Origin of the sequence: Lysinibacillus sp. ZYM-1 (assembly GCF_001308875.1) — a bacterium.
In the GTDB taxonomy this organism is placed as follows: domain Bacteria; phylum Bacillota; class Bacilli; order Bacillales_A; family Planococcaceae; genus Lysinibacillus.
Genome location: NZ_KQ465125.1, coordinates 21891 through 37074 on the forward strand (window position 1 = coordinate 21891; position 15184 = coordinate 37074).

At 35.4% G+C, this 15184-nt stretch carries 16 protein-coding genes; 5 read left to right on the forward strand and 11 right to left on the reverse strand.

The genetic code is table 11. From position 1 onward, the window contains the following. Window positions 1-13 precede the first annotated feature (13 nt). Window positions 14-907 carry an NAD(P)-dependent oxidoreductase gene (locus AO843_RS15615; protein ID WP_054612018.1) on the reverse strand — a complete coding sequence of 298 codons (894 nt, stop codon included), beginning with the start codon at window positions 905-907 and terminating at the stop codon, window positions 14-16. 237 nt (window positions 908-1144) lie between these two features. On the opposite strand from AO843_RS15615, the gene AO843_RS15620 reads away from it, so the two are divergent. Next, a complete protein-coding gene (locus AO843_RS15620) occupies window positions 1145-1756 on the forward strand; it encodes a TetR/AcrR family transcriptional regulator (RefSeq protein WP_054612019.1) in 612 nt (203 codons plus the stop codon). A gap of 44 nt (window positions 1757-1800) precedes the next feature. Here the strand turns inward: AO843_RS15620 and AO843_RS15625 are convergent, their stop codons facing one another. The 6 genes from AO843_RS15625 to AO843_RS15650 all read right to left on the reverse strand — a co-directional run bounded on the left by AO843_RS15625 (window position 1801) and on the right by AO843_RS15650 (window position 10520). Further along, window positions 1801-3807, reverse strand: a complete 2007-nt coding sequence (locus AO843_RS15625) for a putative bifunctional diguanylate cyclase/phosphodiesterase (protein ID WP_054612020.1) — start codon at window positions 3805-3807, stop codon at window positions 1801-1803. 29 nt (window positions 3808-3836) lie between these two features. Then, window positions 3837-5993, reverse strand: coding sequence for an RNA degradosome polyphosphate kinase (locus tag AO843_RS15630; RefSeq protein WP_054612021.1), 2157 nt, complete (start codon window positions 5991-5993; stop codon window positions 3837-3839). Continuing rightward, window positions 5971-7536, reverse strand: a complete 1566-nt coding sequence (locus AO843_RS15635; RefSeq protein ID WP_054612022.1) for a Ppx/GppA family phosphatase — start codon at window positions 7534-7536, stop codon at window positions 5971-5973. The genes AO843_RS15630 and AO843_RS15635 overlap by 23 nt, the downstream gene beginning before the upstream one ends. Before the next feature lie 160 nt (window positions 7537-7696). Continuing rightward, a complete protein-coding gene (locus tag AO843_RS15640; protein WP_054612023.1) occupies window positions 7697-8599 on the reverse strand; it encodes a chemotaxis protein in 903 nt (300 codons plus the stop codon). Window positions 8600-8664: 65 nt separating this feature from the next. Beyond that, on the reverse strand, window positions 8665-9987 hold the full coding sequence (locus tag AO843_RS15645) for an MFS transporter (protein WP_054612024.1): 1323 nt from the start codon (window positions 9985-9987) through the stop codon (window positions 8665-8667). A gap of 212 nt (window positions 9988-10199) precedes the next feature. Further along, window positions 10200-10520, reverse strand: a complete 321-nt coding sequence (locus tag AO843_RS15650) for a winged helix-turn-helix transcriptional regulator (RefSeq protein ID WP_054612025.1) — start codon at window positions 10518-10520, stop codon at window positions 10200-10202. A 154-nt stretch (window positions 10521-10674) separates the two neighbouring features. On the opposite strand from AO843_RS15650, the gene AO843_RS15655 reads away from it, so the two are divergent. After that, window positions 10675-11067 carry a DoxX family protein gene (locus AO843_RS15655; RefSeq protein ID WP_054612026.1) on the forward strand — a complete coding sequence of 131 codons (393 nt, stop codon included), beginning with the start codon at window positions 10675-10677 and terminating at the stop codon, window positions 11065-11067. A gap of 64 nt (window positions 11068-11131) precedes the next feature. On the opposite strand, the gene AO843_RS15660 is transcribed toward AO843_RS15655, so the two are convergent. From AO843_RS15660 to AO843_RS15670, 3 genes are all read right to left on the reverse strand, one after another. Next, on the reverse strand, window positions 11132-11998 hold the full coding sequence (locus AO843_RS15660) for an NAD(P)-dependent oxidoreductase (protein WP_054612027.1): 867 nt from the start codon (window positions 11996-11998) through the stop codon (window positions 11132-11134). 295 nt (window positions 11999-12293) lie between these two features. Continuing rightward, entirely contained in the window at window positions 12294-12473 is a 180-nt protein-coding gene (locus AO843_RS15665) for an aspartyl-phosphate phosphatase Spo0E family protein (RefSeq protein WP_054612028.1), read from the reverse strand. Window positions 12474-12565: 92 nt separating this feature from the next. Then, the gene (locus AO843_RS15670) at window positions 12566-12754 is read right to left on the reverse strand and encodes a hypothetical protein (protein ID WP_054612029.1); all 189 of its coding nucleotides are present in this window, start codon (window positions 12752-12754) and stop codon (window positions 12566-12568) included. A gap of 122 nt (window positions 12755-12876) precedes the next feature. Between AO843_RS15670 and AO843_RS15675 the strand changes: the two genes are divergently transcribed. The 3 genes from AO843_RS15675 (at window position 12877) to AO843_RS15685 (ending at window position 14513) form a co-directional block, all read left to right on the forward strand. Further along, the gene (locus AO843_RS15675) at window positions 12877-13065 is read left to right on the forward strand and encodes a YkvS family protein (protein ID WP_054612030.1); all 189 of its coding nucleotides are present in this window, start codon (window positions 12877-12879) and stop codon (window positions 13063-13065) included. 79 nt (window positions 13066-13144) lie between these two features. Continuing rightward, window positions 13145-13762 (forward strand): CPBP family intramembrane glutamic endopeptidase, encoded by a 618-nt coding sequence (locus AO843_RS15680; RefSeq protein ID WP_054612031.1) that lies wholly within the window; start codon window positions 13145-13147, stop codon window positions 13760-13762. Window positions 13763-13823: 61 nt separating this feature from the next. After that, on the forward strand, window positions 13824-14513 hold the full coding sequence (locus AO843_RS15685) for a hypothetical protein (RefSeq protein ID WP_054612032.1): 690 nt from the start codon (window positions 13824-13826) through the stop codon (window positions 14511-14513). Between the two features lie 155 nt (window positions 14514-14668). Here the strand turns inward: AO843_RS15685 and AO843_RS15690 are convergent, their stop codons facing one another. After that, a complete protein-coding gene (locus AO843_RS15690) occupies window positions 14669-15115 on the reverse strand; it encodes a MarR family winged helix-turn-helix transcriptional regulator (protein ID WP_054612033.1) in 447 nt (148 codons plus the stop codon). Window positions 15116-15184 lie beyond the last annotated feature (69 nt).

Here is a 15184-nt window from a genome sequence, read left to right on the forward strand (position 1 = left end):
TCATTTCCTCCTCTTATAGTTGTTCTATTTTACATTTATCCTTTAAGCTTAAATAGGCTGCAGACATATCATTTTCACCATAGCCCTGCTGAGCAATTTCACTATAAAGTTCCACCAATTTTTCGCCGATTCGAAGAGATACTCCAGCTTCATCTGCCATTTCCTTCGCTAACTTTAAATCTTTCAATAATAGATTCGTCGAAAAGCCAGGTGCATAGTTGTTATTTTTCATATATTCCAAATAGTTACGTTCATAAATCCGACTTTGACCATAGCTATTACTTAAAACTTCATACAACGTATCTGCATCAATCCCCATTTTTTCACCAAGTACAATCGTTTCAGCGACAGCCTCAGTATAAAACCCAATCATTAGATTATTTAATAATTTAAGACGAGTACCAACACTTGAAGATAAACCAAGGTGATAGACATTCTTTCCGACTATTCCGAATATTCCAGTTGCACTTTCATAATCTTCCTTGTCACCACCAACCATTATCGTTAAGGTAGCGTTTACAGCTCCTATGACCCCACCACTTACTGGTGCTCCTAAATATCGTAATCCCAACACTTTTGCTTCTTTATGTAACGAATCATTCAAGTCGGGATTGACAGTACTAAAGTCAATGAGTAAGGCACCTTTCTTAGCATGACGTAAAATACCTTGCTCTGACAGATACACCATTTCTACAATTTGAGGGGTTGGCAAGCTAGTCATCACCACATCACATTGCATGGCAATATCCTTTGCAGTCTCAAGACCCATACCGCCAGCTGCTGTAAATTGCTCCATAGCTTTCGCATTTGTATCAAAGCCATACACCTCATAGTTTGCCTTTAATAAATTAATAGACATTGGTAATCCCATATTTCCTAAGCCGATAAAACCTAACTTCTCCTTCATTTAGAACTCCCCCAATCCTTGAAAAATTCAGCAATAATGCTGGATGATACACTAGCCAACTCCAATTTTTTGTCGTAACATTATAAACGAGCTATTTTAACGACTCCGGTCATTGACCTCGGTCAATTAAATCATAATCAAAAGAAATCCATCTCGTCAATTAAAAATTTTATATTTTCAGAATTTTTATATTAATAAATATTTTACAATACTTAATATTGGAGGTAATTCGCTACAATGGATTCACTAACGAGCAGACAAAAAAAGGCATTAGAAACGCGTGATAAATTATTAAAAACATCATTAGATTTATTTAACAAATTTGGATTTGAACACGTCAGTGTTGAACAAATTACAAAAACTTGTCATGTTTCAAAGGGTACATTTTATACACATTTCCCTTCTAAATATGATGTTATTTTAGAGAAATTTAAGGAACTAGATAGTTTTTACAGCACTGTTGAAAAAAATATTGGCCATACATTACCAGCAAGTGAAAAAATTTTATTAGTGTATCAGGAACAAATGAGGTATTTAACAAATGTTGTGGGTAAGGACCTGTTGCGCACTGTGTATACTGCTGCAATGACAGACCATGTTAAACAGGATCACTATTTAATCAATCGGGAACGCAAGATCTTTCAAATTATGAATACTTATATCGAGGAAGGCCTACTACAAGGTGAATTTAGACATGATTTATCAGCTACTAAAATTCAAGCAATCATACAACGTTGTATGCGTGCCAACGTTTATGATTGGTTAATCCACAGTGAAGATTTTGATCTCGTTGCTGAAATGAACCAATTTACAGCGATTGTGTTGAATGGCATCAAAAGCGTCAAATAAAAAAGTAGCACTTCATCTCTTTAGTGATGAGTGCTACATGTAAACTAGCTGACAAAATATTTTTGAACAATTGTTTCAACTGGTAATGGTTTATTATATAAATAACCTTGTCCTTTTTGACAATGATGGCGCTTGAGAAAATCGACTTGTATGAGCTCCTCAATTCCTTCCGCAATTACCTCTAACCCTAAATTATGAGACATCGAAATAATAGCTTTAATGATAGCCTCATTTTTGTCATCTTTAGCGATATCACGAATAAACGATTGATCGATTTTTATGATATCTATTGGGTAACGCTTCAGATAACTTAATGATGAATAGCCTGTTCCAAAGTCATCTACCGACACATATACCCCTAATTGCTTCAGTTCTGTAAGAATCGAAAATGTTTCATGAACATTTGTCATAGAGCTTTCTGTTATTTCTACTTCCAGTAGTTCAGGTGGCACTTCGTATTTCTTCAAAGCCGCCTTTATTTTTCGGGCAAAGTTTTCTTTCCTAAACTGTTTTGGTGATATATTGACAGCTATGCGTACAGGACGATAACCTTTCGATTGCCATTCTTTTTGATGTCGACAAACCTCGTCAATAATCCAATCACCAATTTCAATAATTAACCCTGAAGCCTCCGCAATAGGAATAAATTGTGCAGGTGACACAAAGCCAAATTTGCGGTTATTCCATCGCAATAAAGCTTCAAAACTGTTGATACTATTATTTGTTAAATCCATCTGTGGTTGGAGATGGAGACTGAGCTCATTAAATTCAATAGCACGGCGTAGATGAGCCTCCATTAAAGCTTCATTTGGGAAAATTGCTGTCATATCTTCACGATAATAACGATAATGAGATCGTCCATGTTCTTTAACAGAAAATAATGCTTTATCGGCTTTCCTTACAAGTGTCTCTAAATCCTTCCCATCTGCTGGACTAAGGGAGATACCCACTGAAACGCTAATAAAATATTCTTGTTCATCTATCATAAATGGCTGTTTTAAAATATCCAAGATGGCATTAGCAGTAAGTTCAATTTTTTGAATAGTTGCATCTTTTAGCACAAAAATAAACTCATCACTGTTATAGCGATAAAGCGAACATTTTGAATAGCATAGCTCATTAAGTCTTTGGCTAAACATACGCATGAGCTCATCTCCCTTACTTTCACCTAGGGATTCATTAAACTTTTTAAAACGATCAATATCCACTAAAATAAGGGCTGCTTGCTTGTGCTCCTGCTTTTTGTCATTTAGATGATGTAGCCAATGCTCCTTAAATGCCTTGCGATTCCAAATACCTGTCAATTCATCCATCAAGGCTAGGTAATAAAATGCCTCATGATCATTCATAAATGAATTTGCATCTTTAACAAATAGATGGACACCTATCACCACACCATTATAATAGGTTGGGTGAGTTCGTAAGTAAAAAGGCTCTTTACTTAGCAATTGGTCCTTAAATAAGCACTTCGGCATACCAAAAGCTGAACCTTCAATTGTTTTGGCAAACAATAATTTAAACTCGTTAATATATTTACTTTCCAATAATGAAAAAATATCTCGTCCTATTAGGCTGTGCTTCTCTTTAGATAGTGCTGAGGTAACAGCAACATTTTGATGAATAATCCGACCTTGTAAATCTACCGTTAGCACAGGATCCACATGCTGTTCCACATATTGTAAATATGGTTTTTCTTCTATTTTTATTTCTCTCAAAATAACGGCAACCATTGAGTTAGAAAAATGTTGTACATGAATCGCAAATGCTCGTTCATGAAGACCGGTACCTAATTTCAGGACATGCTGTGTATGGACTTCTTCGTTTAGAAAATTCGACAACTGCAGCCAGCATTGTTTGGTAAAAAAACGTTCAGCGTTCGTAGCTGCCTTATCTTGCAGCTCCATAAATGATAGTAGTTTATCATTAAAATCAACGACCTCGAATGCCTTCTTATCAACTTTTCTCAAACAGATGACTGCATCAAATGGATTCATTTGAATGAGTTGTTGATAATCTGCAAATGGCGCTACACTCTCTCTATATTTTTTCATTCTATCCCTCACTAAGTAGCGTGTTTGCTTTATTCTTCGTCCAGCGTAGGCTTTAATGCATCCTGTAAGAAAATCTCCTGACTATTCAACGGATCTTCACTACGATCAAAATCTTTATAATGATACTTACCATTGGAATCTTGAATACGTGCCTTAGCAGTATCCATTAATTGTGTGTTCATTATGTCAATAATACGAGTTTTTGCTTCACTTGCATATACAGGGAATAAAATTTCCACACGTTTAATCATATTACGTGTCATCATATCAGCTGAAGATAAATATACTTTATTTTCCCCATGATGATGGAACCAATAGATTCGAGAGTGTTCAAGGAACCGACCTACTATACTTGTCACGGTAATATTATCACTAATGCCAGGAATACCAGGTCTAATACAACAAATACCACGTATAATGAGCTCTACCTTTACACCAGCAATTGAAGCCTCATATAGCTTCATCATGAGATCTTTATCTGTCAATGAATTCATTTTGGCACGGATAAAACCATTACCGTATTTTTTATGACAAGCAATTTCTTCATCCATTAAACGAATAAATTCGTCTCGAATATCAAAAGGTGCCACGACCAAATGATTAAATGTGGGCTTTTCGGTATAACCACTTAAATAGTTAAAGAAGTTTGTCGCATCAATACCAAACTCCTTATCTGTCGTTATTATGCCCATATCTGTATAAATTTTTGCAGTGGCATCGTTATAATTTCCTGTCCCCAGATGAACAAAACGTTCGATTTTACCATTTCGACGACTAACGACTAATGTGATTTTGGAGTGTGTTTTTAAATTATTCATCCCATAAATAACAAGGCATCCTGCTTGTTCTAGCTGTTTTGCCCAATGCACATTATTTTCTTCATCAAATCTGGCCTTTAGTTCAACTAAGACCGTTACTTGTTTACCATTTTCCGCGGCTAGCTTCAGTGCTTGAATTATCGGTGAATTGCCACTTACTCGATATAATGTTTGTTTAATTGCTAATACATTCGGATTGACTGCTGCCTCTGAGATAAAATCAACGATTGGTGCGAATGATTCATATGGATGATGGAAAAAGATATCTTGTTGAAGTGCTTTTTCAAAAATATTTTCATCGGATTGTAAGTCTAAAGGTGGTTGTGGAATAAAGCTTTCATACTCAAGATGTTCACGACCAACAGCTATGCCTTTGACAAAAGAGAACATAAAAGTTAAATCTAAAGGACCATCAATATGAAAAACATCATTTTCTTCAATTTCAAATTCATCTAATAAGTATAGAAGCACTTCCTCGTTCATTTCTCCAACCCGAACTTCAAGACGGCTTCCGACTCCCCATTTTCTTTTTTTCAGCTCTTTTTCAATTTCAACGAGAAGATCCCTTGCCCCCTCTTCGTGAATCGTTAAATCTGCATTTCTTGTTAAACGGAAAGCTTGCGCTGATTTTACACTATAGCCATAAAATAGCTTCTCAATATTCGCTACAATGACATCCTCCAACAAGACAACTACTGTTTTACCTTCTTCAGATGGCACTTTGATATAGCGATCTAAAACAGATGGGACTTGAACGATCGCGACCTTTTCACGACTTTCAAGGTCTGACTCATCCTGTTCTAAAAGGACTAGTAAATTCAATGTTTTCCCAAGCAATGTAGGGAAGGGACGATACGCATCTACTGCTACAGGTGTTAGAACTGGGAAAATAGTTTCTGCAAACATTTCATTGATAAAAGCTTTTTGTGTGCTATTTAAATCTTTCATGTCTGCAATATGTACATTATGCTGTGGTAGTAAATCATAGATTAAATGGCGATATACTTCAGTTTGTCGACGCACTAATGCTTGCGTACGTTCTGCAATTTTGGCTAATTGTTCTTTTGGTGTTAACCCAGATTTATTTTCAGGTTTATGGAAACCCGCACGAATTTGATCTTGTAGTCCAGCAACACGCACCATAAAAAACTCATCAAGATTCGAGCTGAATATAGCTAAAAATTTTAACCGCTCTAGCAGAGGATTATTGACATCCTCCGCTTCCTCTAACACGCGCTCATTAAAAGCAAGCCAGCTTAACTCTCGATTATTATAGTACTGAGGCTTCGCAATTTCCTCTAATAATCGACTATGATTTTCTAAAAATTCTTCCTCATTTAGCTCATTATTCGTTACTTCCGTTGTCATCCGTATTCCACCCTTCTTCAATAAAATTGATTGTCATTGGAATTTTTAATGCTCGCTCTAAATGTTTTTTATGTCGGTTGGCTTGATACTTTTCAGCTGCTGCATTATTTTTCACGTAAATATTGAGCTGTACATAATCTTCTTCTGGATGCATCTCAATTGCATGTACAACATTTCGCTTAGAAACGTTTAAAGCATAGACAAATTTCAACAAGGCTCCAAAATCTCGTATTTTTCGATAATCCTCACGACTCATCCATGAGTTAAATGGAGCAGCAAATCGTTCAAAATAATCTTTGTTTTTATAGGAGGCTAGAAGGGCTAGTTTGACTCTTTCTGGGTGATTTAAACCGTCAATAGATTGATTCGCAATCAAATAAAAGGTATGTTGGCTTGCTGAGCTTAATTCGATATATTCACCGATGTTAAAAACCTTTGCAGCTTTCGATAATAACTGCAAATCTTCTGCATTATATTGTAAATAGCCTAGATGACAACATTCACGATACAATTGGTCAGCTAAATGCATCAAATAATCAACTTCTTTTTCAGTTCGACCATACTGACGAGCTAGCCTTCTGGCATTCCCTTCAAATACGTTATATTTATCAAAAGCATTCCCATCTGTCTGTAAGATCCGTTTAATGATTAATCCCTCACGTAATCCCTTCTTAGTGAGCTGGAATGACTTGCTTCCGACAACGTCCATCAACACTCTAAATACCTCTAATGCAGGCAATATAATATCAGCACGATCAGATGAAAGGCCATCCAGTTGCTTCAATTCTTGGAAGCTTAATTGGCCTAAAAACAAGCTTAAATCATCTAAATTTTCTTTTGTCATTTCGTAACCATGGACACTGGCAATAGGGTAGTCATGCTTTTGTTGATGAATTTGTGCGATATTTCGTGCACTACCGCCAATTGCAATGATTGGTAAACCAACATTCTGAATCCAAGATAGTGTTTGAAATTGCTCTTTAATAAAGGCGATGAGTTCCTTTTTTTCACTGCTATTAATGATGTCCCCCTTCACAAAACGTTGCTTTAGAGAAACTGTCCCGAATGGAAAACTGTGTGATTGCTGAATTTCTTTATTTTCAAACAGCGTAATTTCGGTACTACCACCACCAATATCAATGGTCACTGCCGATTTTGTGCCACTGGAATAAGCAACAGCTACATAGCCAAAGTAAGCTTCCTCTTCTTCTGATAAAAGTTCAATTTGGATACCCGTTTGTTCTTTCATCTCTGAAATTATTTGGTCTCGATTTGTTGCTTGACGGATGGCGGCTGTTGCAGCTGCTTTTACATCTGTCACTTCAAAATCTTCTAACATTGCTTTAAATGTTAATAAAGTCTCCACTAACACTTGAATACCTTCTTGAGACATCTCTCCAGAGGGTAGTATATATGTACGCAAACGTGCTACCGTTTTAATATTTCCAAGTTCATGAAGCCCTTCTTCATTGTTGTATTGATATAACACTAAGCGAATGGTATTGGAGCCGATATCAATAATAGCTGTTTTTAGTTCATTCAAATAATCACATCCTTCATACATCTTCAATTTATTTTGTTCACATTATGTAGACCTATACAAAAAGTCGGATCCTTTAAAGGCATCCGACTTTACTTTCATTTATTTATACTTTCAGGATACCCATTATTAAAATTGTGAAGTATCATATAAGCCACAATCATTACAGAATCAATTGGTCAACGCGTAGGATGAGCTCTGCAATTTCTGGCTTACTAATTTGATCCTCTGCTCCTACCTGATCACCTTTATGACGAAGATCATCAGTAATTAGACTTGAGAAAATAATAACCGGAAGCTTTTGAAGATCTGGATGCTCTTTGATTTTTCTTGTCAAATGATGACCATCCATTTGTGGCATTTCAATATCAGTTACGACTAATTGGATATGCTCTGCAATATCACTACCACTCTTCGCAATTCCTTCTAAGTATTCATAAGCATCACGGCCATTTTCAAAGAATTCAACATTGTCATAGCCAGCTTCACTCATCGTATCGAATAATAACTTACGTAATAATGGCGAATCCTCTGCAATTAAAATACGTTTTCCAGAACGTTCACGTTTGCCTAGCTTTTTAACAGATTCCACACTTATGCCCGATTCAGGATTAATATCCACCATAATTCTTTCGAAATCGAGTAGTAGAATCATTTGTTCATTTTGTTTAATAACGCCAATTACTTGTGATGTTCCACCTTGATACATATCTGAAGGTTTTTCAATTTGATTCCAAGATATACGATGAATTTGTGTCACGTTATCCACATGGAACACTACACGTTGCTTATTAAATTCAGCAACAATATATTTTTGTTGTGGATTACGCTCAGTGCCTTGAATTCCTAATACTCGTAACATATCCACAACTGGTAATACTTCACCTCGTAATTGAATGATTCCTTCTACATGCGGGTGCGCGTGTGGAATAAATGTTACTGGGATCGGTTGAATGATTTCTTTTACTTTAATAACATTGATACCAAATTTATTGTTAGCCACTTCAAATTCAACAATCTCTAGCTCATTTGTGCCACTTTCTAATAATATTCCTTTATGTTCCAATGCAATCCCGCTCCTTTCTCTACTTCTATTTATAATTCAATTGTATCATAGGCAATACATTTCTCCTACTTGCTATTTCCATTTTTATCATTAACTTTTAGATGTACCAATAGGCCGATAACTGTCATCACAATTAACGTTGATAATGCGACACGGCTAGCAAGAGTACCATAATCCTTCATCCACAAAGTAACTGTCCCATATACGGCTGGTCCGATAATGGATGATACTTTCCCTGAAAAAGCAAACAACCCAAAAAACTGTCCACGTTTCTCGTCTGGTGACAATTCAATAATATAGGTCCTAGATGTTACCCACATAGAACCAAGTGATATACCAAATAGACTACCAGCAAGCCAAAACATCCATTGTGCTGTTGCAAAAACAGCAAACACCAAAGCGACAATCATAATCAGTGCTACCATCGTAATGGCACGTTTAGCACCTATTGATTTTGTAATATAACCAAATGCCAAAGAGCCAATAATCGTTGAGACAGTTGAGACCAAATAAAGAATGATAAATTGACCAGAACTAAAACCAACAATGGCAGTGGCATATACAGCCATCATAGCAATCGTAGTAGCGATGGCATCATTCAAAAAGAAATAAGCTATCATAAAAGTAAAGATCGCCTTATATTGCTTCATATCCTTGAATGTTTGAATAATTTCTTTATAGCCATCAAAAAATTTCATGGACTTCCGCTGTGATTTTGGGATTGGTGTATCTTTATTAATCAAAAATAACGGCAGTGAGAATAATAAATACAATATTGCCGTTGGTATAAATGCACGATGAAAATCACTGCTGCCTACATACAAATAAACGAGTAATCCAAAAAGTGTACCCAGATACCCAATTGCAACACCATAGCCAGAAATCAGTGGCATTTCTTCTTTCGTTCCTAAATCCCCCATCATTGAATCATAGAATACTAGACTGGAATTAAAGAAAAACTTTGCAATCACAAAACTTGCCACCACTAAAAACAGACTAAGTGGTACGCCTGAGTAATGAGTTGTTGTCTGTAGATTAGCAAATATCCCCATCATAAAAGTAAACAAAATGGAAATGGAAGCAAACCAGACAATAAATCTCTTTTTATAGCCAGTGTTATCAATCCATACCCCGAAAAGTGGAGAGAATATTACAAGCAATAAGCTGGCAATAGCATTAGCGTACGAAATAAAGGTACTCGCTACTTGTTGCATGACTTCATTTGTCCCTAACACCTCATCCATATAAAACGGGAAAAAAATCGTATTAATATTTGAAGAAAAAATCGTATTGGCAAAATCATAGAAAGCCCATGAAAGTATCGGTAATGATAAGTATATCGCTAACTGACTTCGATGCTGGACATCTATTGCTGGACTCTTTTTCATAAAACCCTCCCTTACATTCTCTATAATAATCCATTAATTTCTCTTCGTAATAAAAAATACCTTTTTTTAAAGAAAATTAATATTATTTACAATATAACAGTAAATTCATTGAAACATAACTGCTAAAAGATCCATTAATATGAACCTTTGTCAAGCCTTCTCTAGGAAAAACAAAAAAGATATCCAAGCCCCTCACTTGGATATCTTTTTTATTAATCTTTGGTTATCGTTACCCAGTCAGAAGACCATTGTTCAATTGCCTTTAGCACTGGTGCAAGTGCATATCCCTTTTCCGTAAGCTCATACTCAATGACGACTGGTGTAGTAGGAATGACAGTGCGTAGCAAAATTTCCTCGGTCTCTAGCTCCTTTAATCGCTCGGTTAATACGCGGCTGCTTATATTTAACTGTTTTTTAATAGTTGAATACCGCTGAGGACCATCTAATAACTGATAAATAAGCAAAGTATTCCAACGATGATTTAAAATTTTTAGTGCCTTTTCAAATCGAGGACAAATTTTTTTTTGATCCACGGTACATGCCTCCATTGTTAGTAGTTCATATACAACAGTATATCACTTTTTTATTCACTCAGTTCTTAAAATACATTTAGTTACTTGACAAAAGTCGTTTTTAAAAATACACTAGGTTACGAATTGTAAGTTAAAGAAAAGGAGCTACTTTATAATGCAAAACATTGGTTCAACTATTTTACGTGTCGTTCTCGGCATTATTTTTGCTGTGCATGGTTTTCAAAAGTTTCAAGGAGGAATCAGCTACACTGCAGACTTTTTTGATAGTTTAGGTATACCAGGATTTATGGCGTATATCGTTGCGATTATTGAATTAGTTGGAGGAATTGCCCTTATTTTAGGCTTAGCAACAAGAATTTTCGGCGCATTACTAACAATTACTATGATTGTTGCCATTTTCACAGCTAAGCTTAGCATTGGCTTTATTGGAGCTGATGGACTAGCTGGTTACGAATTAGATTTAGCTTTGGGTGCAATTGCCCTATACTTCACTCTAGCTGGTGCTTCTAGCTTTTCATTAGACGCCCAACTTTTTGGGAAAGAGTAAAAAAAACCTGAAGTCTCTCCAAATTGAGATACTTCAGGTTTTCTTTTATCCATATTAATGTTGATTATTTATAATGCTGAAGAAGAGCCTGTGTACCATTTTCGCCATAGCCCTCTTCGACCAATTTTCCATACATTTCATAGACTAACGCTAATCCTGGTAAAGTGATTCCCATTTTCTTGGATTCATCCAAAGCTATTTTCATATCCTTTACAAAATGTTTGATATAAAAACCTGGGGCAAAGTCTTCTTTAATCATTCGTGGTGCTAAGTTACTTAGAGACCATGAACCTGCTGCACCTGATGCAATTGACTGCAACACAGTTGGTAAATCCAGTCCTGCCTTGAGACCATAAGCAAGTGATTCGCATACCCCAATCATACCTGAAGCTATGGCAATTTGATTACACATCTTCGTATGCTGCCCAGCACCTGCTTCACCCTGATAAACAATATTTCCCCCAAAATGCTTCATCAGCGGTAAAACTTTATCATAAGCTGCTAAATTGCCACCAATCATAATGGACAATGTCCCATTTTGCGCACCGATATCACCACCCGATACAGGTGCATCTAAAGCCTCCACACCAATAGATTGAGCATGCTCATAAATTTTTTTGGCTAAAGAAGGCTCAGAAGTCGTCATATCAATGATAAGGTTGCCAGGTTCAGCTGTTTTGAAAAGACCACTATCTCCAAAATAAACTTCCTCAACATCTGAAGGGTAACCAACCATTGTAAATGCAATTTCTTGATTTCTAAATGCTTCTGCTGGTGAACTGGCCCATGCTGCCCCTAATGCTACTAGTGACTCTGCTTTCTCTTTTGTTCGAGTATACACTGTCACCTCATGGCCATTTTTCAATAAATGTTTTATAATACTAGCCCCCATCACGCCAGTTCCAATAAATGCAATACGTTCTTTTTTCATATGTACATACTCCTTTGTCATAAAAGTTAGAATCGTTTCACTAAGTGACTTTATCCTTTCAGTTTAGGCGAATAAATAAAATAATTCAAATTCTTCCTACAACTTGTACTAAAAAATATATGGCTTGCATATATACCGAATAAGCAAAAAAAAGAGAGCAAGTGATTGGGGGATCACTGCTCTAAAGGGGGAAATGAGAATGTTGCTGTGTTCATAGTTAGTTTTTCCCCAATGAAATGCATTTTAAACATATATTTTTAAAATGTTTATTACTCTGAATACTGGAACAATCTTTTTATTCGTCTCGGTCTTTTTCTTCATCAAAAAATGCGGTCTGTCTATAATAAGTATTCATTAACTGATCTAATCTGCGACTCAGTTGAATGGTTTTAGCATTTTGTAACCCGTTCTCTACACCTGAGCGAATCATCATCTCACGAGTTTGTTCCATTTGTTTCAAGAGTAGATTGACCATTCATACAACCCTCCACACACAAATAATCATACCATTATTATACATTTATATTTCATTTCTTACAGCATTAACTTACGACAATGTTCGACAAATTAACTTCTTGGGATTTCGTTGTAAGTATAGATAATCCGTCCATTTTGCTTGGCCTCACCCCTAAAGTGTTTAAATAAAGGATGCATTACAAGTATTTCGCGAAATTCGTAAAATTCTTCCTTTTGAATTTCGATACTTCCTATTTCCCCGTTTTGTAATTGTTTAAGCATATTTTCGTATTTTTCCATTTGTTTTATTCCTTTCTTTTAAATCTTTTGTGTAAAATTATGAATTATTTAAAAAAAGCTTTACGTTTACCAATTTTTCATGCAAACTGTATATTATTAGTCGATGAAGGAGCTGACTGTCTGTGAAAATAGCTGAAGTTGGAAATATTATCGAATTTAAAAATGGTCTCCAAGGTATTGTCGAAAAGGTAAATGAAAATTCGGTAATCGTTAATTTATCATATATGGAGAATTTTGAATCCCTTGAAATTGAAGAGAAAACGGTCGTCAATCATAAACGTTACAAAATTTTATATACTAATGAAGCTTAATAGTCTGAATAGTCCCTATTTATCTTTATAGATGATATGGGGCTTTTTTTTTGATAAAATTAAAGCATGGAGGTCGAATATGCTAACAAATTCGAAACAAACAATACTATTACTCCTTTCTCTATTATTCGTTTATGGCATGCTTGCTTTTACCTTTGCTAACCAAGCAGTATTTTGGTACATGTATGCATTTACTTTACTAGTATGTATTGCCATTGCCATATTAGCTGGTTCGATTGAAGATCAATTACCTACATGGCAATTTTTACTCTTTGGTATTGGGTACGGTACCATCACATATGGTGTTATTCGCATCGGTTACTGGCTTGCTCCATATATTAATAATAACTTAGTACAATCTGTTCATAAATTTTTAACAAACTATGGACCGCAAAATATTTGGCACTATGCTTTACTTGTTTTTATTGTTGCCATTGGTGAAGAATTATTTTGGCGTGGTTACATTCAGCAACAATTAAAACGCTTTATGCGCCCAACTTTAGCTGTCCTCGTTACTGCAGTTTTATGTGCAATTTCCATTGCCCTAAGTGGTTTTATCTTAGGTGTGGTTGCTGCACTTGTGACAAGTATTATTTGGGGCTTCTTGTATGAATGGCGGAAAAGTATGCCACTTGTTATTGTAGCTCATGTTGTTTTTGTACTATTATTATTTTTAGTGTTGCCTTTAACATCATAACATTATTATTTGGAAACATTTTAGCTTTACTAACGTTTAATTTAGAAAAGGAGGGTTTTTTATGCAAAAAAAATTATTTTCTATTCTTGCATTATTATTAACAGCTGTATTAGTTGTGGGTTGTAATACCTCTGAAAAAACAGGGGATTCAGATGCTCAACAAAATGAGCCGTCAAATACTGCTGCCGATCAAAAACCATCTGGCGATGAAACAGCAGGTGAGACACAAGAGGAAGATGATACACCTGCATCAAATGAAACAAATACAGAGGATGCTTCCAAACAGCCACAAAAAGATGTGACTTATAAACAAAATGGTGTAGATAAAACTGAAAAGGCAACTGAATCTAAAAGTGTTGACCAAAGCTATAAGCTACAACAGCTTCCAGGATTCACTTTGACACAAGAAGAGCCAGGAAAAGATATGTTAGTATCTAATGATGATGATGAAGTGTTTATGCGTATCGAAACAATTGAGGCATCACAATCAAGCTTTACTGAAGTAAAAACAACTATGCAAGATTATATGAATGCTGTAGGTGAAACAGTAGCTTTAACTACTGATGAATTAGCTGTATTCAAAGATGTTCAAAATATTGAAGGTTATGTTGTAGACTTTGATACAGAGAAAGTACTTGGGGTTGTTTTTGAAAAAGATGGTATCATTACAAAATTAACAATTCACGATAATGATAAGCAAGATTTAACAGATGCAATGCTGAACATGGCAGCAACTATTTCTAAAAAATAATAATTCGTAATCCATGAAGGACTATAGACAATGCCCTGTCTATAGTCCTTCTATTTTGTCAATTACTGAGCTATAAGATGTTGGATCTTTGCCACATACGTCTTTCTTTTTTTACATGATAAAAAAAGTTGTCTCAAATTAATGAGACAACTTTTTTAATAAGATAAATCCTTAATAGAAAGTCCTATTTTCTTTAATAACGTAATAGCTTGCTCTTTTTCTTCTGAAGAAAGTACGCTCATTATTTCATGCAAATGCTGCTCGTGTTTTGGGAATAGTTCCGCCATAAATGCTTCACCTTCATCAGTAATTTCAGCATAAGTCACACGACGATCTGAAGGACAAGATACACGTAATAAATAGCCTCTTTTTTCAAGCTTATCAATGACATACGTAATAGACCCACTGGCAAGTAAAATTTTATTGCCGATTTGCTGTAAAGGTTGTCTTCCTTTATGATAAAGAAGCTCTAGAACAGCAAATTCAGTTGGGTTTAAACCATTATCCTGAATTAATTGATGTGTTGTCTCATTGATAGCTTTAAGTGCACGTGACAATACAATATATAATTTTAAAGATTGTTTTAGGTCTTCTGACGTCATATTCTTTTCCTCTCACTTCGCTCTTTATACTTGACATTATAGCGATATTAGAAAAGCATTGTCAAAAGC